Here is a 17,928-nt window from a genome sequence, read left to right as displayed (position 1 = left end):
ATTGACTATGATGGTTATTTCAGTATCGGTTTTACCGGGGCCAGGGTCGTAGATCCTTCGGGCAGCGGGATAACGCGAATGTTGGGTTCAAATCCGGCTGAAAGCACGTCGGTAGGTATCTGGAGCGCGCGGCGCGGGTCGTTGAGAGTGAGTGTCTCTACGCGGTCTTTGCCGATTTTGTGCTCGATTTCGATTCCGTAGCGCTTGATGTCAAACCAGCGTAGACCATCCTCTATTGTCTCTATGCGGCGGAAGTGGAGCGCACATTGTATGAACGGCTCTATCGCGGGAGTGAGGGCATAAGTGTCGGAGGGATTGACCTCGTCGATGTGAAGCGGTTTCACGATTCCGTAGCCGGGGTCTCTGGTCTGATAGAAATTTATGATAAGCTCTTTGGTTAGCTCGGGGAATGTCATCGGAACCGGAATATTCTGGCGGCTCTTGTCCCAGATGCTGAGGTCGGCTATGGCGTCGTCGATTGTGTAGACTTGTCCGCTACGTGAAGCCACGCCTGCCGCAGCCATGTAAAGGCGTGCCTCTGCTCGGGTAAGAATAGCTTCTTCGGCGGTGAACTCGCTTCTTATGATGTGGCAGTATCCGATACCGGCAACCTTGTCGGTGTACTCGAATATTTCGCCTGCTTTCATTGTAAAGAGTCCGTAATCCTGAGAACTTCTGAGATATAGCTTACCTGAGTAGCAGGGGTGAAAACTGTATCTCGACCATGTAGGTCCTGAGCCGTAGATAGTCGCATTTGCCGCATCGCGGTTGATGGAAAAGCGTTGTCCGCGTTTACGATGCCATTTTGATACTGTCGGCAGCAGTAGAAGGTTGCTCTGCTCTTCAGCCGAGCAATATGCGTAAACCTGTGCGTCGGAAGTAGTGAATGTCTTTGACCATATGGTGCGCATCATTCCGGCAGGATTTCCGGTGGCTCCGCCGAGAGCCTGGGTAGCATGGTAGTCAGCTTTCTCGTAGTCGCGCTTGTAAAGGTAGAAGCGGGCGGCGAAAGCATTGGCAGCCTTGCGGTTGAAGTGATATTTGGGCACATCATAAATCGCGTCGTTGATCAGGGGCAGACCTGCCTCGATATCAGCCTCGATTTTTGAATATACGCTTGCAAGGTCTTCGCGGGGATAGTCGACCATCACCTTGTCTTCAATCTCATACATGTAGGGGATTGAGGGAATCTGCTTTGATAGTTCCGGTCCGGCATAGTGCAATGCAAATATGTTGGTAAGGATGAAGTGGTGGTAAGCACGGCTTATAAGAGCCTCGCCCTTGATTGCCGACACTTCGTCGCCTCTTCCTTCGGCTTCAAGGCGTTCCGCTGCATCAAGCACGTTGTTGCACACCGCGATGGCATGGTAACAGTCTGACCATACAGCGGAAGGTGAATCCTGCTGAATATCGCTTACAATATCCTCCCAGGAGTATGCCTCAAGGTCAGCGGGTGAGTCGTAGGTGAGGTTGTACCGGTTGCCTGTGTTGTCGGGAGAGTTGTTGTCGATGATGTTGTCGGTACCGAGCTCACATATCGGAGTGTAGTTTGTAGTGCTGTATGCGTTAATCATCAGCTGTCGCATCTGTTCCGACGTGCTTATGATCACACGGTTGTCAGGGGTCTTGTCCAGATAGTCGTCACAAGCGGCTAAGGGGAGCAGCCCTAAAAGCGGAATATATTTTATAAAGTTCAGTTTCATAGTTTTTTATGTCTTGTAGATTAAATGCCGAGACGCAAAGTGAATGTGAACTGCTTGGGTGAGGGGGTTGCTACACCGCCTGAGTTGAAGAACTCGGGGTCCTGTCCGTTGAGCTTCTTGTCAGAGTAAATCAGGAAGAGGTTGGTCGCCTGAAGCTTGAGAGAAGCCGAGCGCATGCGGAGCTTTTCCATGAAAGAAGCGGGTACGTCGTAGGTTATCGAGATGTCCTTCATGCGGATGAAGTCACCCTTTGCGATACGGGCCGTAGAGTAATTATATGCATTGTAGGCATAGCTCAGATACGGGTCAGCGTCATACTGGCGCTTTGAAGCGATTACAGGGATGTTGGTGTACTTCTCGTCGCCCGGCTTCACCCAGCGGTTCTTGAACTCCTTGGGCATTGCGTCAAGGTCGCCGTAGTAGTCGTCAAATACCGGGTCAAGACGGATTACATTGCCGAATGAATAGGTGATGAACACGTTGGCATGCCAGTTTTTCCAGCGGAACACGTTACCGAAACCTCCTGTTACAGTCGGGTCGGTAGGACCTTCATATACAAGGTGGTCAAGGTTCTCAAATTCCTGGAAGTTGATGTCGCTGACTGTGACTTCCCCTTCTTCATTGATGAATGTGGGAAGACCTTCGTCATTAAGTCCCTGGAAGTCGAAAGAGAACAGTGAGCGTACAGGGTAGCCTTTCATCGGGTAACCGTTGCCGGTTACAAGCTCTACAACCTGTGAGCGAGAGTCAAGGTCTGTAATCTTATTCTTTGCATAGGCAAATGTAAGGTCGGTGCTCCATGTGAAATCGCGGGTAACGATGTTTCTGGTAGAAAGAGTGAACTCGACACCGTGGGCTGCCATTGAGGCAACGTTTGCCATCTTGAGGTTCTGACCGCCTACACCTTGTGTGTAAATCGGGCCGATAAGGTCGTAGTTGTCGCGCTTGTACCAGTCAAAGTCAAGATTGATGCGGTTGTTGATGAAACCGAGAGCGACACCGATGTTAAGCTCGTGCTTCTTCTCGTAGGTAAGCTCGCTGTTGGCGATTTCATCAAGGATGATACCGATTTCGCTTACCGACGACAGGGGACGCCAGGGACGGTAGGGGTTGAATATGGCGGTAGCGTTTGAAACTGACGCCGGTCCTGACTCTGCTGTCAGCGAGTAAGATGCTTTCACTGTAGCATGGCTCAGCCACTGATTGCTGATTGCTTTCTGGAACCAGGGCTCTTCATGGGCGTTCCATGCTCCTGACACGTTCCATGTCGGAAGCCAGCGAGAAGAGCGGGCTTTACCAAGCTTGTTGGTTCCCTCATAACGGATGGTACCGTTAACGATGTAGCGTCCGGCAAATGAGTAGGTACCTGTTCCGAAGAACGCCGCCGAGCGACGGTAGGTCCACTGGTTAGAGTAGTAGGTGTGTCCTTCCTCAATCTGCTGCTTGAAGAGGTTGTAGTCAAGGAACGGTGTGTTACCGTTGTCATAGCAGAATCCCCAGCCTTCAAATGATACGGCGTTACGGTCGGTAGCTGAAATTTCGGTACCTCCCATGAGGTTCATGATATGAATGCGGTTGAAAGTCTTGTTGTAAGTGGCAAGTGCGCGGAAGTCGGTCTGTGCGATCGAGTATGCGCTGTTGTAGTAGATACCGCCCTTGGGAAGCACTGTCTGAGGAAGTGCGTTGGGGTTTTCGGGGTCGGTGTACAAGAACTTGTTCAGGTCACGTATAGTGGCGTCTTCCGGGTCGATACCGGCGCGGTAGGCGTTAGCCTGGTTGGAGTTGTCTTTTACGAAGTGCTCGTTGGTAGAGCGCTGGAAGCGGTAGGCTCCGAGTGCGGTAAGGTCAAGCCCTTCGATGGGACGCCAGTTGAGCTCGCCCTGGAACTTCAGGTCGGTCACTCCGAGGTCGATGTAGTTGTTGTCAAGTTCCTCGAAGATGTTGAAGGAAGAGTAGTTGCGGGTGTATCTCGCGTTGGGGTCAAGGGTGCGCGAGGTGTTGAGCGAGTAACTGTAAGGGTTGATGTCGAAGTTACGCTTTACCTCACCCGACACAACGTCTACATCCTGTGACAATGTACCGGGAGCGCGCTGCTTGCGGTAAGAGTCGCTGGTAAGAAGCTTTACGGTAACGGTCGGCGAGATGTCGTAAGACGCGTTTCCGTTGAATGTGTAGCGGGTCACGTTGCTTGACAGGGTCCAACCCGGATCGTGCATTACCGATATAGAAGAGTAGAAACGTCCTTTCTCAGTACCGCCTGAGATGCTCACGGCATGGTTCATCATGACGTTGGTCTTGAAGAGCTGGTCAAACCAGTCGGTGTTGCGGTATTCCGCTTCACGCAGGTAAGCGTTTTTGGCAGCCACGGTGTTGGCAAGACCAAACTGACCGGTAGCGGGGTCGTAGGTGTTGATAAGCTGATACATCTTACCGTAGACACCCGAGTCGGCTGCCTTGGTAAGGCTTGAAAGCTCAAGCCAGCCTTTTTCTTCCATCTCTTTGTAGACGCCCATCTGCTCCTGAGAGTTCATGATGTTGAAGTTGCGGTAGTTGGGCTTCAGGCGGAGAGTGAACTCACCGGTATAGTTAATCTGGCTTGAACCCGCTTTACCTTTCTTTGTGGTGACTACGATCACACCCGCCATTGCGCGCGCACCGTAGATTGAGGTTGCGGAACCGTCTTTAAGAATCTGGAACGACTCGATGTCGTCGGCGTTAAGTCCGGCGATTGCCGATGAAATAAGGGTAGTGGCGTCACCCGACGAAAGGTCGTCGGCAGAGACTTCCACGGCGTCTTCAAGCACCACGCCGTCAACCACCCAAAGAGGGGTTGAGTTACCGTAGATTGATGTCGCACCACGTACACGGATCTTCGGTGCGGTACCGAAAGTACCGGACACGTTTTGCACCGACACACCTGCCGCACGTCCTTCGAGCGAGCGAGAGATGTCGGCAACACCGGTAAGACGCGCGTCTTCGGCGTCAATCTTGGTGGTCGCACCCGTGAAGAGGCGCTTGTCCATTTTAGACATACCGGTAACAACGACTTCACCCAACTGCTGGGCGTTGGATTCCATCACGATTTTCAATGGAGATGTGCTTGCTTTTACTTCGACAGTCTTCATGCCGACATACTTCACTTCAAGAGTTGAGTTGGCAGAAGGCACATTAAGTGTAAAATTACCGTCAAGGTCGGTCGCGGTAGCTATCGCGGGTTTTCCCTTGACAGATACGGTCGCGCCGATAAGCGGTTCATCATCATCCCCGGAAATCACGACACCTGTTACACGGCTTTGAGCAAACAACCCTATGCCTATGCATAGCGTCGCCAATAACAGCATTAATCTTTTCTCCATAGAATCAATGTAATAATGATAATTCAATCAATTCTGACAGCCTTAATACAAACTATGCCGCGCAGGCAGGCTGTCGGTTGGCCTTGCCCGGCATCATACACTTTAAGATGATTTTTGCATGAACTCCCTACAAAAATACAGCTAAATTACTCCTACGCTATCAAAGCGTCATTGCAAATTCCAATGGCAAAATTACGTTTTATATCTGAATAAACAATATGTTTCGATGCTTTTTAACACAAATAATGTGAAGTTTTTATTCTGAAACCAACGTTAGTTATGATTTGTAAGTAATATCATGATTGATTTAGGTGAAAATTTGTCACTATATATGCAGATTGCTTATGATGTGTGTTAATAAAAGGCAAAATGCTTACTGATTTGTAAAAATCAGTTAACCTATAATAATCGGGTTGTGACAATTATTAACCGACAGGTTTCGGATTGTAATGGAGGTGGCGGAGATTGTGGCAGAATGTTTTATGACGCAGTTACGGCAAAGGCGACGGCGTAGAGTAGCATGAGCATCGCTGTCATGCCGAGAATCGGGTTCAGCGCCGCCCCGCGGTGGGTGCGCATGAAGTTCCACAGCGTTCCGTGGGCAATCAGGTAGACTATGGTGACCGGCATAGGGATGGCGGCAATCATGAGTGTTGCCGCGATGACTCCGTTGATGAGATATATGGTGATTGCCGTGCGGCGCCCGAATATTACGGCGAGCGTGTTTTTCCCTACTGCGGCATCATCGTTGGCATCGCGGTAGTTGTTGACCAGCAGTACGTTTGCCCCCATCAGTCCGATGGTGACGGAGCCGAGCAGCACCGGGGTGGTGAACGCTCCCGTGAGTATGTAATATGTGAGATTGACGGGGATTATGCCGAAAAAGAAGATTACCGCCACCTCGCCGAGCCCGTGGCGCGACAGGGGGTAGGGTCCTGCAGAGTAGGCGATAGCACCGATGGCGATGAGTATTCCGGCAGGCAGCAGCCACCATCCTCCCCAGTGGATGAGCGATAGCCCTGTTATGCAGGCAAGCAGCAGGGTGAGGTAAGTTGCGCGCTTCATGGCTCCGGGCGTGATGTCGCCTTCGGTCACTCCGCGTCGCGGTCCCTCCCTGCCGGCGCGGTCAAGTCCGTCGCGGAAGTCGTAGTATTCATTGGCGAAGTTGGATGCAATCTGCGCGAGTATGGCAAAGAGCAGACACAGAAGAGCGGGCAGGAGGTCGAAACCGGGTTGAGTCAGGGCGAAGCCTGTGGCTGTTATTACGCCGGCTATCGACACGGGAAGGGTGCGGAGGCGCATTGCCTCGATCCATGATTTAATCATTGTCAATAAGTGAAATGTTTGGTTTTGCTGAAGCCTGGGCTTCGTCAATGCCGAAGCAGGCTATGATGGCTTTGCGTATGCGGTTTGCGCCGGGGGCATCGTGGCGCAGTATGTCGATTACTTTCTTGATGTAAGCCTCTTTGTTGGCAAGTCCGCACAGTCCCGCCACATTTGAGCCCGGGAGCATCGACTTCTGATTGTAGACCCTCAGCACTGCTGTGTAGTCGCCTTCGGCTACGTAGCGGTGGAAGTCGTTGCAGAAGTTCTGGAAAAGCTGCCGCGGCTTTATCTCGTCGACGAGTCCGGTCATGTGACGTTCGAGCTGACCGATGTTGGTAAACCTGCCGTCGATGCGACATTCGACGAAGCGTTTGACGCGGTGGCGGGTGTGGAGCATCGCTTGCTGGCGGATGTCTTGCCTGAACTGTCCGAGGATTGATTTCTTGACGTGGGCAAACACCTTGTCTTCGTTTTTTCCGCATGTGCGGGCTACTGTCCTGATTACCTCCTCGAGCATGAGTATATTTTCGATTTCGGCTACGTCAGGCACAAATATCTTTTTGTCGCGCAGATATTTCACTTCTTTCGGGTCGCGGCGGTCGCGGTCGACTATGCCGTGGCTGTCAAGATGGTGGAAGGCGTTCAGGTCGTTGAAGGTGCGTGTAGCCTCAATCACCTTGTTGCAGCTGCCGAGGGAGCGCACGGTGTAGTCGGTGAATACGAGCGGGTAGAGCTTCGCGTCGATGGAGTGGGTGGCGTCGCCTTCGATGAACAATACGGGCTTGCGTGCGCCGATAAGGGTCATATAGAGGTCATCGCTCATCGGCGAGCCGGGGGGGAGGATGACGTAATCCCATGTCACGCTCGCCGCGTCGTAGTCGCGCACCCATATTATGAGGTTGTCGGGACGGGAGGATAGGAAGTCAAAGTCATGGGTGGTGTATATGAAAGAGCAGTCGGGGCGCATGGCCTCTACACGGTCCCAGATGGCTCCCGTTATGCTCGGATGGAGGAAGAGTCCCGGGCTGTCGACAAATACCGTGGCTCCCTTGGGGGCGTACATCGCCGCGCCGAAGTAGTAAAGCACCGCCTTCTCTCCGTCAGAGAGCTTGACGGGCAAGTAGGATTCTCCGGGATTGCGGCTGAAGAGCATCTTGCCGCCTTCATAGAGCACTTTGCTGCCGGGGAATATCTCCTGCCATGCCTTTATCACGCTGTCAAGACGGCTGTCGGAGGGTTCGGCGCCGCTTACTTTCCAGGCGAAAAGGTTGAGCATCTCGTCAAACACCATGAGCATCATGAGCCGGTCAAACTGAGTCGGGACATCGTCTCTGAGGAAAGTCGTGTGGGTCACCGCCTCGGCAAACAGGGAGTCGATCGACCCGGGAAGGGTGTCGGGCTCCGTCGACCTGTAGAGCGCGTTGAGTGCGGAGATGCGGAAAGCCTTGTCCTTCATGCCCGAGATAAGGTTTTCGGTGAAACGCGTCTTGCCGGAGCCGTTTGCCCCGATTATGACGATGCGGCGCTTGCCGGCTTTTACTGTCTCATGGGTCCCGTCGTGTCGGGCTGGCAGGTGTAGGTCCATGGTGGTATCTTTTTAGTGACTATGTAAAGTTACAAAAAAATCTTTGTAATCTCATAGCCGCGGCGCGGGTTTATGAATTGCTGATGACTGAAAGGTCATATTTCTTGAGGAGCATCGCCGGGTGGTAGGACATTTTCGCCTTTCTCAACCCTTCGTCGCCCACATCCTCCTCGCGGTTGATATAGCGTATTTTGTGACGGTCGAGCATGTCGGCGGCAAACATCTTGTTTATCGTCTCACCGGCTCCGTTTATGTCGTGGCGCATTTTTTCGATGTGGACATACAGTGTGTCGCCTATGACCTCGCCAATGGCAAATGCCACAATGCCGTCGGCAGGGGTCGACAGTACCGCGCCCTCAAATGGCAGACTCTCGTAGTTGTCAAGCATCTTGAATGTCTGACGCCGTTCTTCTGCTGCCGTAGGGTCATACAGGTCTTTCTCGCGTGACAGACCGTTGTAAAACTCCTTGACCCTTGCCGTCAGTTCCGGGGTCAGGCGTTGGTAGGTGTAGCCGGGATGTTCGGCGATGAACCGGTTTACGTGGTTGCGCTTCTTGCTGTACTTGTTGCCGGGCAGGGTGGCGAGCGACTCTGCGTCGTAGAGATAGTCGGCCCAGTCGGTTAATTCCTCTATATGGCATGCACCAAGCGAGTAGAAGTCGCCGAGACGATCTTCCGGCACGGCTGAAAATCTCAGCGGCGTGTTGTTGGCACGGCAATATTCGGCGACAATCCGCAGGGACTTGCGTAGCGGCATCGCTCCTATCGGCATGGAGAATGCCGCTGCCGACCTGTCGTTTTCGTCCACTCCTTTTATAAATAAAGTGTTGTCGGCAATCGCGTATTCATATTTGAAATAGTCGGCCCACATGAGTAGTCCTGCCGCTGTATAGTCGCATGTGCGGCTGTCGGCATATCCCAATAGTGGCACTATTTCGGTTAATGAGTTTATAGTCAGTGGTTTAAACGTGATGACAGTAATAGTATCCATAACATCCTTTTTTCTCAGGCATGAAAAATCGTGCCGTTTGTAAAATATAATGTCGGAAAAAGTGGAAAAGTTTAAAATATTTTACTATATTTGTGGCGTCATTCAGAGAAATACAAAAGCCGACAGGCTAATTACCTAACATAAATTATCACATGAGTTCAATTTTACTTATTGAAAACGTATACGGTGTCACAACCGCATAATTGGCTTTTCGTGGACAATGGAGTTTGCCCCGTTGCTCATGAGATGTCTTATTTTGTTATGTGACTACTGAAGATATCGCACAATCAACATTCACTAATTTTTCCGGAAGAGCTGTAGTTGTGAAACTGTGGCCCTTCTTTTTTTGTGAATACACCGTTGTCAGTCGGTGGTGTCTTTAAAGTGATATTGCCCTTTTGAGATTGTGGCTTTGCCGTAGTTGACGGCATGGACGGGGCATATGTGATAGCAGGCGAGGCAGAGGGCGCAGTCCGACTCCCATTGTGGGCGGGAGTCTATGAGCCTTACGTTGCCCATCGGGCACGCAGCCTCACACCTTCCGCAGCTGATGCATCTTTTGGTGTCGCAGCAGAACCTCTCGGGGTGTACTCCATATTTCATGAACCGGGGGTATATGACCGATGTCTTGAATCGTGGAAATCTACCTTTCGTTACATCGTCACCCCGCCATCCATCTTTTATGCGGCGGGCTATTAAGTCGATTCTTCCGGTTGCCGCGTCAATCTTCTTGGCGGCTATTTCCGGCTTGTCTACGTCAAAGCCCGGCAGCAAGGTATAGGTATTGGGCATCTGCACGGAAAACGTCGCTGCCGCGTCCCATCCGCGACGGTCACACAGACGTCGCCAGTCGCGGTGAGCCATGCCCGTATCGTCACCGCAGGTAAGTACAAGAAAATGGGTCGCTCCGTTCACATTTACCCGGCTGATAAACTCTTTTACAGGGAGAGGCAATCCCCAGCTATAGACGGGACACACCCATATTACATGTCTGTCGGTCGTAATGCAGGATTCCGCCGCGCGGAGGGTGGTGTGGTCGATGCGTGTCGTGCTGTCGCCAAGCGCGGTTGCGAGCCGTTGTGCCACATGGCGTGAGTTGCCGTTGCCTGAGAAGTAGTATATCATCTTATGGTCACTTGCGTGGCGCCGAATCCATATTCGCGGAAAGAAGCGTCCTGCACGTCGCAGTTCTTGTATTTGTATTTAAGCTCTTTGAGCAGGGCGTTGCGCAGGACTCCTTCGCCTTTACCGTGGATAAACACGATTTTGGTGCCCTTGTCGCGCTGATACTTCTGCATTACCGAGTTGAATTCCTTTAGCTGGACTTCGAGCATCTCGGTATTGGACAGTCCTGCTGTGGAGTCAAGCAGCTCGCTTATATGGAGGTCTACTTCGATGACGCCCTGACGTCGCTGCTTCTTTTCCACGTTGCGTCGCTCGGGCTTGTCGGCGGCTTTCTTGCGCAGCATGGCTTCTTCAAGATGGCCGCTGTCAAAGACCACGCTCCTTTGCGGAATATCATTTTTAACTATGTCAAACGCAATGACGGGTGTGTCGAAATAGTCATTGTCATGAAAGCAGTGAAGCTTGAAAAACTTGGTGTTGTCAACCGCATATTCGACAGCGACAGGCGCTTTCAGCTTAAACTCCTTGCCCTGCTTGAACGCGATATACTGTATAGCCACGCGGTCGATGCTGTTGACCATGTCGCGTGTCACGTGCTCAAGGTGTACCTGTATGCCCGGTTCTACTATCCCGGCAAATCGGGTCACCCAGTCATGGAGATTGCTTTTTACGAGATAAGTGAAATATAGGTAATAGTTGGAGTCGTTGACAAGATATGCGTCATATTCCGTAGTGTTAAGATGCTTTATCTCTTCCGGCTCGTAGGCAAGCACGATGTTGAGCTTTTCGCCTGCAGGGGTCTCCTCTACGGTCTCTTCCTGCTTTTGGGCGGGTGCCGGGACGACAGTGGGCGAAGCTACAAATTTGCTCTCGCTTTTAGCTTTTGGCTGAGATGGCGTAACCACCACACACTCTTTTAGCAAAACCGGAGTCTCAAATCCGTCCTCGTCGACATAAGCCATGTTGCCGTCGATTCTTACTATTTTTCCGCCGCCTACCGAATTTAGGTAGCGCACGATATCACCTACCTGTGCCATATTGTCATTGTTTATTGTGCAAAGATAATAACACTCTGACTGTAGGTTTCCATGCGTTAACATGAATTAACGCGGGCGCCGGCGGTTGTGCCCTTATGGAAATGTCGCGGATAATGCCTAAATTTGCGGTATGATTGACAAAGTATCCGATATATTGATTGAGGATTACGATTATCCTCTTCCCGACGAGCGTATCGCCAGGCATCCGCTGGCAGAACGCGACAGGTGTAAGCTGTTGGTGAGAAGACCCGACGGCACTCTTGAGACACGCGTGTTTTGCGAACTTCCGGAGCTGCTTCCTCCCGGATCGTTGCTCATATATAATAATACGCGCGTGATAAATGCACGCCTGCGGTTCCGTAAACCGGGTGGCGGGGCGTTGATTGAGATATTTTGTCTGGAGCCGGTGATGCCTGCCGACTATGCGGTCAATTTCGCTTCCGACCATAAGTGCTCGTGGCTATGTTTTGTAGGCAATTCAAAGCGCTGGAAAGACGGTAGCCTGAGTATGGAGCTTGATATTGACGGAGTAACCGTCACGCTGACGGCGACCAGGGAGTCAAGGGAAGGAAACGCGTCGGTAGTGATGTTTGAATGGGATAACTCCGGCATCACTTTTTCACAGATAATATCGGCGGCGGGCGAGATTCCGATACCTCCTTATCTTAACCGCGACACTGAGCCGAGCGACTCCAGCGATTACCAGACGGTGTTCAGCCATATCGACGGGTCGGTCGCCGCTCCTACTGCGGGCCTTCATTTTACCGACGATGTGTTGCGCCGTGTTGACGAGGCGGGGATGTCGCGCCGGGAATTGACGCTGCATGTTGGCGCCGGTACATTCCAGCCGGTCAAGAGTGACTCGATAGGCGACCATGACATGCACAGTGAGTTCATCGCCGTGAGGCGTGAGCTGATCGCTGAGCTTGCCGATACGTCGCGTCCTGTGATAGCGGTCGGCACGACTTCCGTCCGCACCCTGGAGAGCCTTTACCACATTGGGTGTCTTATCGCTGCCGGCGAATGGCAGGGTGAGGTGCCGCAGTGGTATCCTTACGGTGACGGTCATCCGAGGCTGTCGCGCCAAGAGGCATTGTCGGCTATAGTCGGGTATCTCGATGCCAAGGGCAGCCCCGCATTGCTCGCCTCTACACGCATTATCATTGCACCCGGTTACGGCTTCAAGGTCGTTGACGGCATGGTGACAAATTTCCATCAGCCCAAGTCGACGCTGCTGCTGCTCGTGTCGGCGTTTATCGGAGGAGGCTGGAGAGAGATGTATGATTATGCGCTTGCCGGCGATTACCGTTTCCTTAGCTATGGCGACGCGTCGCTGCTGCTTAGGTGAGGCTGTAAAACCGATGTCGGCAATGAACCACATGCCGTAAAAAACGGTTAGACTTTTCTGATGGGATTATTTGGGTTTTAAAATTGACAAATGTTACAGATATTCCATTGTTTTTCGTAAATTTGCCACCGAATTAAATTTGATTCTAACTTTTTATCATACAATTAATGATGCAACAGATTTCCAATCGCGTACAGGCGCTTGCCCCCTCGCAGACTCTGGCAATGTCGCAGAAAAGCCAGGAGCTGAAGGCTCAGGGCGTAGATGTCATCAATCTTTCAGTAGGTGAACCCGATTTCAACACCCCTGCCCATATTAAGGATGCGGCAAAGAAAGCCATTGACGAAAACTTCTCGTTCTATACTCCGGTGCCGGGTTACATGTCACTCCGTAAGGCTATATCGGAAAAGCTTAAAAAGGAGAACGGCATTGATTTTGCCCCTGAGCAGATTGTGGTGTCAAACGGTGCCAAGCAGTCGCTCTGCAACGTGATTCTTGCTGTCATCAATCCCGGTGATGAAGTTGTTATCCCTACTCCCGCGTGGGTAAGCTACGTGGAGATGGTAAACCTTGCCGAAGGCAAGAGCGTGCTTGTACCTGCGACAATAGAGCAGAATTTCAAGATTACACCTGAACAGCTCCGCGCCGCTATCACCGAGCGTACAAAACTGATATTTTTCAACTCGCCGAGCAACCCTACCGGAAGCGTGTATTCCAAGGAGGAGCTTCAGGCGCTTGTGGATGTCCTTGCCGATTATCCCGACATACTCGTGCTTTCCGACGAGATATATGAACATATTAACTTTACAGGCGAGTTCACTTCGCTTGCGTCATTCCCTGAGATTGCCGACAGGGTATGTGTAGTCAACGGAGTCTCAAAGGCATATGCCATGACCGGATGGCGCATCGGCTACCTTGCCGCTCCGCTCTGGCTTGCACGTGCCACCAATAAGTTGCAGAGCCAGTACACTTCGGGCGCGTCATCAATCGCGCAGAAAGCCGCAGAAGCCGCTTACACCGGTTCACAGGAATGTGTCGAAGAGATGCGTAAGGCGTTTGAGCGTCGTCGTGACCTGATTGTAGGGCTTGCCTCAGCTATACCCGGATGGAAAGTCAATGTGCCGGAAGGCGCTTTCTATCTCTTCCCTGAAGTGTCGAGCTATTTCGGCAAGCGTTACGGCGATTATGTCATCAACAATGACGCTGACCTCGCCATGTATCTGCTTGAGGTAGGACATGTCGCTACTGTTGCCGGTTCGGCTTTCTGCTGCCCGGGATATATCCGCCTGAGCTATGCCACCGCCGACGATACTATCCGTGAGGCTATCCGCCGCATAGAGGAAGCACTTGCCAAACTTGTGTGACGACATGGCTTCTTCATCGGACTGTCTCGTAATCATACCCACCTATAATGAGGCTGAAAACGCCGCCGCGATAATTGACGCGGTGGTGTCTCAGCCTCATCAGATGGATGTGCTCATAGTCGACGACGGGTCGCCTGACGGCACGGCGGCGATAGTGAAGGAGAAGATGGCTGAATATCCTGGCCGTGTGCATATCCTTGAACGCAAAGGTAAGCTCGGGCTTGGCACTGCCTATATCGCCGGGTTCAAATATGCGCTGCGGGAGGGGTATACCTATATATTCGAGATGGATGCCGATTTCTCTCATAATCCCGCCGATCTTATGGCGCTTTACAAGGCGTGTCATGACGATGGCGCCGATGTGGCTATCGGCTCCCGTTATGTGTCAGGAGTCAATGTGGTCAACTGGCCTATGAGCCGTGTACTGATGTCATATTTCGCGTCCAAGTATGTGCGCCTGATTACAGGAATGGACATCCATGACACTACGGCAGGCTTTGTATGCTATCATCGGCGTGTACTTGAGGCGTTTGACCTTGATAAAATCCATTTCAAGGGCTATGCATTCCAGATTGAAATGAAATTTACCGCCCATAAGCATAAATTCAAGATTGTCGAGGTGCCGATTATATTCGTCAACCGCGTGCTTGGAGAGAGCAAAATGAGTTCCGGGATATTCTCGGAGGCGGTATTTGGAGTCGTGCGTCTTAAAATCCACGGGATGACACATAAATATAAAGATTACAGCAACATTAAACAGACATCCAATGCGTGACACCCTGCTATATAACGCCTTGATTGTCAATGAAGGCAAGAGTGCGGTCGGTTATGTGGCGATTGACGGCGAGTTCATTGTGGCTGTCGGCGAGGGTAATCCTCCTGCCGATATTGCCGCTGAATGTCGGGAGAAGATTGATCTTCACGGAGCCATGCTCCTGCCCGGAGTAATTGACGACCAGGTTCATTTCCGTGACCCCGGACTGACCCATAAGGCCGACCTCTCTACGGAGTCGAGAGCCGCTGTTGCCGGTGGTGTGACCTCTTACATGGACATGCCTAATACGAAGCCTCCTACAGTGACAATTGACGCGGTTGACGACAAACTGCGCCACGCGTCGGAGGTGTCGGTCGCAAATTACAGTTTCTTCATCGGAGCCACTAACGATAATGTGGCTCAGCTTGTAGAGTGTGACTACTCGCGTGTGCCAGGTGTCAAGCTGTTTCTCGGGTCATCTACAGGCAATATGCTTGTGGATGAGGAGGAGACGCTTATAAGGATTTTCCGCGATGTGCCCGCTCTTGTGGCTATACACTCTGAGGATGAGGCTACGATACGCGCCAACCGTGACCGTTATGTAGCCGAGCTTGGAGAGGATGTGCCTGTCGGTTATCATCCGCTGATACGCAGTCGCGAGGCCTGTGTCGTGTCGACCCGCAGGGCGATGGACAGGGCGCGCCGTTACGGGACACGTCTGCATGTGCTGCATGTGTCAACTGCCGAGGAGGTGGAGCTGTTTTCCCAAAAACCGTTGACTGAGAAACTCATCACCGCGGAGGTGTGTGTGCATCATCTGTGGTACACCGATGCCGATTACGCTACACTCGGGACGCGGGTCAAGATGAATCCGGCTATTAAGACCGAGGCCGACCGCGAGGCTCTGAGACGCGGACTGCGTGACGGGCGCATTGATATTGTCGCTACTGACCATGCCCCGCATCTCCTGTCGGAAAAGGAGGGAAACGCGCTTACGGCAGCTTCCGGGGCGCCTATGGTGCAATTTTCATTGCCGGTCATGCTCGAGCTTGCCGACAAAGGGGTGTTCACGACCGAGCTTGTCGTTGAAAAGATGTGTCATGCCCCGGCTGAGCTTTACCGCATTGACCGTCGCGGCTATATACGTCAGGGTTACTATGCCGACCTCGTGGTGGTGAGCCCCGACACGCCCTATACCGTGACCGACGACATGGTGCTGAGCCGCTGTGGATGGACTCCGCTTTCGGGCACTCAGCTTCATAACAAGGTCATGATGACCTACGTAAATGGCCGGTGCGTATATGCCGGAGGCGTGATTGACGACTCGGCGAGAGGACGCGAGCTGCGTTATCGTCCGCTTTAAACTGTTAATAACACCGGTGAAATTATTATTTAGTCAGGATTTTTGGCGAAATACGAAAATTTTGTCGTAAATTTGCGGTGTTTCATAAAATTATAACTAAAAAGCTCGACAAGAGTTGGCATTATGTTAGAAAAAGCGAATGTAAAGTATCTCGACAAGGTGGTGATCCGTTTTTCCGGTGATTCCGGCGACGGCATGCAGCTTGCGGGAAACATTTTCACCAACGTATCGGCGGGAGTGGGCAACCAGGTGTCTACATTCCCCGACTATCCGGCTGAGATACGCGCCCCGCAGGGATCATTAAGCGGAGTGTCCGGATTCCAGGTTCATATAGGAGTAGGTGTACACACCCCCGGTGACAAGGCTGACGTGCTCGTGGCGATGAATCCCGCCGCGCTAAAGCAGAATATCAAGCATCTCAACCGTGGCGGCATTGTGATAGTCGACATAGATTCGTTTAAAGAGTCTGATTTGAAGAAGGCCCTCTTTGCAACCTCCGAGCCTTTCAAGGAACTGAATATTGAGGAGCGTATTCTTGAAGTGCCAGTCACCTCTATGACAAAGGCGGCGCTTGAAGGATCGGGACTTGACAATAAGTCAGTGTTGAAATGCCGCAACATATTTGCGCTCGGACTTGTGTGCTGGCTGTTTGACCGCCCGCTTGAAGCCGCGCTCCATCACTTGAAAAACAAGTTTGCCCGTAAGCCTGCGATATATGAGGCCAATGCAAAGGTGCTCGATGCAGGTTACAATTACGGAGCCAATATACATGCATCGGTGTCGACCTACCGCATAGAGTCGGAAAGCATCGCCCCGGGATATTATACTGACATAAACGGAAACACCGCTACGGCGTGGGGGCTTATTCTCGCTTCCGAGAAGTCGGGACGCCCGCTTTTCCTCGGCAGCTATCCTATAACTCCCGCTACTGATATACTTCATGAACTTGCCAAGCGCAAGGACCTCGGAGTAAAGGCAGTGCAGATGGAAGATGAGATTGCAGGCGTATGCTCCGCCATCGGTGCGTCATTTGCCGGCAACCTCGGCGTCACATCTACTTCCGGCCCCGGTCTTGCGCTTAAAAGCGAGGCGATAGGACTCGCCGTCATGGCTGAGCTTCCGCTTGTGGTGATTGACGTGCAGCGCGGCGGCCCTTCTACCGGACTTCCCACAAAGGCCGAACAGACCGACCTCCTGCAGGCGCTGTACGGAAGAAACGGTGAGTCGCCTGTAGTCGTGGTGGCTCCGGCTTCTCCTACCGATTGCTTCACAATGGCGTTTGAGGCTTCACGCATAGCGATTGAGCATATGACCCCGGTGATTCTTCTCTCCGACGCCTTTATCGGCAACGGCTCATCGGCATGGCGTGTGCCCGAGGCTGAGGATTATCCCGAGATAAAACCCCGCTTCGTGCCCGACGAGCTTCGCGAGACATGGCTCCCTTACATGCGTGACCCGGAGACCCTTGTCCGCTATTGGGCGATACCCGGAGAGAAGGGGCTTATGCACCGTCTCGGCGGACTCGAAAAGGACTTCCACACAAGCGTCATCTCTACCGACCCTGTAAATCACGAGCAGATGGTGGAAGTGCGTCGCAAGAAAGTGGAAAAGGTGGCAAACGACATACCTGCGCTTGACGTGCACTGTGACGTTGACGCCGATACCTTGCTGATAGGATGGGGTGGTACCTACGGTCACCTCTATACTGCGGCTGAAGAGCTGTGTGCCGCCGGACATAAAGTGGCGTTCGCCCATTTCCGCTATATCAATCCGCTGCCGGCAAACACCGAAGAGGTGCTTCGCCGTTACAAGCGTGTGATATGTGCCGAGCTCAATACAGGGCAGTTTGCCGATTATCTGCAAAGTAAATTTGCCGGTATCGAGATTCACCGTATCAACAAGATTCAGGGTCAGCCATTCCTCGTCAAGGAAGTGGTCGACGGAGTGATTAAGTTTATTGACCAACAGTAACGATC

12 protein-coding genes are annotated in these 17,928 nt (G+C 52.1%); 5 read left to right on the top strand and 7 right to left on the bottom strand.

What is annotated here, in order from left to right:
- Positions 1 to 14: 14 nt before the first annotated feature.
- The 7 genes from E4T81_RS13025 to E4T81_RS12995 form a co-directional block, all read right to left on the bottom strand.
- The gene (locus E4T81_RS13025; protein ID WP_135045273.1) at positions 15 to 1,703 is read right to left on the bottom strand and encodes a RagB/SusD family nutrient uptake outer membrane protein; all 1,689 of its coding nucleotides are present in this window, start codon (positions 1,701 to 1,703) and stop codon (positions 15 to 17) included.
- Between the two features lie 20 nt (positions 1,704 to 1,723).
- A complete protein-coding gene (locus tag E4T81_RS13020; protein ID WP_135045271.1) occupies positions 1,724 to 5,059 on the bottom strand; it encodes a SusC/RagA family TonB-linked outer membrane protein in 3,336 nt (1,111 codons plus the stop codon).
- A gap of 480 nt (positions 5,060 to 5,539) precedes the next feature.
- Positions 5,540 to 6,385, bottom strand: coding sequence for a 1,4-dihydroxy-2-naphthoate octaprenyltransferase (gene menA / locus E4T81_RS13015; protein WP_135045270.1), 846 nt, complete (start codon positions 6,383 to 6,385; stop codon positions 5,540 to 5,542).
- The gene (locus E4T81_RS13010; RefSeq protein WP_135045268.1) at positions 6,378 to 7,970 is read right to left on the bottom strand and encodes a DUF4435 domain-containing protein; all 1,593 of its coding nucleotides are present in this window, start codon (positions 7,968 to 7,970) and stop codon (positions 6,378 to 6,380) included. The genes menA and E4T81_RS13010 overlap by 8 nt, the downstream gene beginning before the upstream one ends.
- Positions 7,971 to 8,040: 70 nt before the next feature.
- Positions 8,041 to 8,961, bottom strand: a complete 921-nt coding sequence (locus E4T81_RS13005; RefSeq protein ID WP_135045266.1) for a DUF2156 domain-containing protein — start codon at positions 8,959 to 8,961, stop codon at positions 8,041 to 8,043.
- A gap of 363 nt (positions 8,962 to 9,324) precedes the next feature.
- Entirely contained in the window at positions 9,325 to 10,086 is a 762-nt protein-coding gene (locus tag E4T81_RS13000) for an EFR1 family ferrodoxin (protein WP_135045263.1), read from the bottom strand.
- A complete protein-coding gene (locus E4T81_RS12995) occupies positions 10,083 to 11,123 on the bottom strand; it encodes a DUF2027 domain-containing protein (protein ID WP_135045261.1) in 1,041 nt (346 codons plus the stop codon). The genes E4T81_RS13000 and E4T81_RS12995 overlap by 4 nt, the downstream gene beginning before the upstream one ends.
- Before the next feature lie 130 nt (positions 11,124 to 11,253).
- Between E4T81_RS12995 and E4T81_RS12990 the strand changes: the two genes are divergently transcribed.
- The 5 genes from E4T81_RS12990 to E4T81_RS12970 all read left to right on the top strand — a co-directional run bounded on the left by E4T81_RS12990 (position 11,254) and on the right by E4T81_RS12970 (position 17,923).
- Complete coding sequence (locus E4T81_RS12990) at positions 11,254 to 12,471, top strand: S-adenosylmethionine:tRNA ribosyltransferase-isomerase (protein WP_135045259.1); 1,218 nt, start codon at positions 11,254 to 11,256, stop codon at positions 12,469 to 12,471.
- Between the two features lie 170 nt (positions 12,472 to 12,641).
- Positions 12,642 to 13,835 carry a pyridoxal phosphate-dependent aminotransferase gene (locus tag E4T81_RS12985; RefSeq protein WP_135045295.1) on the top strand — a complete coding sequence of 398 codons (1,194 nt, stop codon included), beginning with the start codon at positions 12,642 to 12,644 and terminating at the stop codon, positions 13,833 to 13,835.
- A gap of 4 nt (positions 13,836 to 13,839) precedes the next feature.
- A complete protein-coding gene (locus E4T81_RS12980; protein WP_135045257.1) occupies positions 13,840 to 14,610 on the top strand; it encodes a polyprenol monophosphomannose synthase in 771 nt (256 codons plus the stop codon).
- Positions 14,603 to 15,952 (top strand): dihydroorotase, encoded by a 1,350-nt coding sequence (locus E4T81_RS12975; RefSeq protein ID WP_135045255.1) that lies wholly within the window; start codon positions 14,603 to 14,605, stop codon positions 15,950 to 15,952. The genes E4T81_RS12980 and E4T81_RS12975 overlap by 8 nt, the downstream gene beginning before the upstream one ends.
- A 123-nt stretch (positions 15,953 to 16,075) precedes the next feature.
- Positions 16,076 to 17,923, top strand: coding sequence for a 2-oxoacid:acceptor oxidoreductase subunit alpha (locus tag E4T81_RS12970; RefSeq protein ID WP_135045253.1), 1,848 nt, complete (start codon positions 16,076 to 16,078; stop codon positions 17,921 to 17,923).
- Positions 17,924 to 17,928: the final 5 nt, after the last annotated feature.

The organism is Barnesiella sp. WM24, from assembly GCF_004570975.1.
Lineage (GTDB): Bacteria > Bacteroidota > Bacteroidia > Bacteroidales > Muribaculaceae > Muribaculum.
The sequence above is the reverse complement of the archived record's forward strand: the minus strand, read 5'-3'. Positions and strand labels throughout refer to the sequence as shown.

Bases quoted from the DNA above. Each gene is read 5' to 3' on its own strand.
- E4T81_RS13020 (WP_135045271.1), bottom strand. From the start codon at position 5,059: ATGGAGAAAAGATTAATGCTGTTATTGGCGACGCTATGCATAGGCATA.
- E4T81_RS12980 (WP_135045257.1), top strand. From the start codon at position 13,840: ATGGCTTCTTCATCGGACTGTCTCGTAATCATACCCACCTATAATGAG.
- E4T81_RS13010 (WP_135045268.1), bottom strand. From the start codon at position 7,970: ATGGACCTACACCTGCCAGCCCGACACGACGGGACCCATGAGACAGTA.
- E4T81_RS12970 (WP_135045253.1), top strand. From the start codon at position 16,076: ATGTTAGAAAAAGCGAATGTAAAGTATCTCGACAAGGTGGTGATCCGT.
- E4T81_RS12995 (WP_135045261.1), bottom strand. From the start codon at position 11,123: ATGGCACAGGTAGGTGATATCGTGCGCTACCTAAATTCGGTAGGCGGC.
- E4T81_RS12985 (WP_135045295.1), top strand. From the start codon at position 12,642: ATGCAACAGATTTCCAATCGCGTACAGGCGCTTGCCCCCTCGCAGACT.
- menA (WP_135045270.1), bottom strand. From the start codon at position 6,385: ATGATTAAATCATGGATCGAGGCAATGCGCCTCCGCACCCTTCCCGTG.
- E4T81_RS13005 (WP_135045266.1), bottom strand. From the start codon at position 8,961: ATGGATACTATTACTGTCATCACGTTTAAACCACTGACTATAAACTCA.
- E4T81_RS13000 (WP_135045263.1), bottom strand. From the start codon at position 10,086: ATGATATACTACTTCTCAGGCAACGGCAACTCACGCCATGTGGCACAA.
- E4T81_RS12975 (WP_135045255.1), top strand. From the start codon at position 14,603: ATGCGTGACACCCTGCTATATAACGCCTTGATTGTCAATGAAGGCAAG.
- E4T81_RS13025 (WP_135045273.1), bottom strand. From the start codon at position 1,703: ATGAAACTGAACTTTATAAAATATATTCCGCTTTTAGGGCTGCTCCCC.
- E4T81_RS12990 (WP_135045259.1), top strand. From the start codon at position 11,254: ATGATTGACAAAGTATCCGATATATTGATTGAGGATTACGATTATCCT.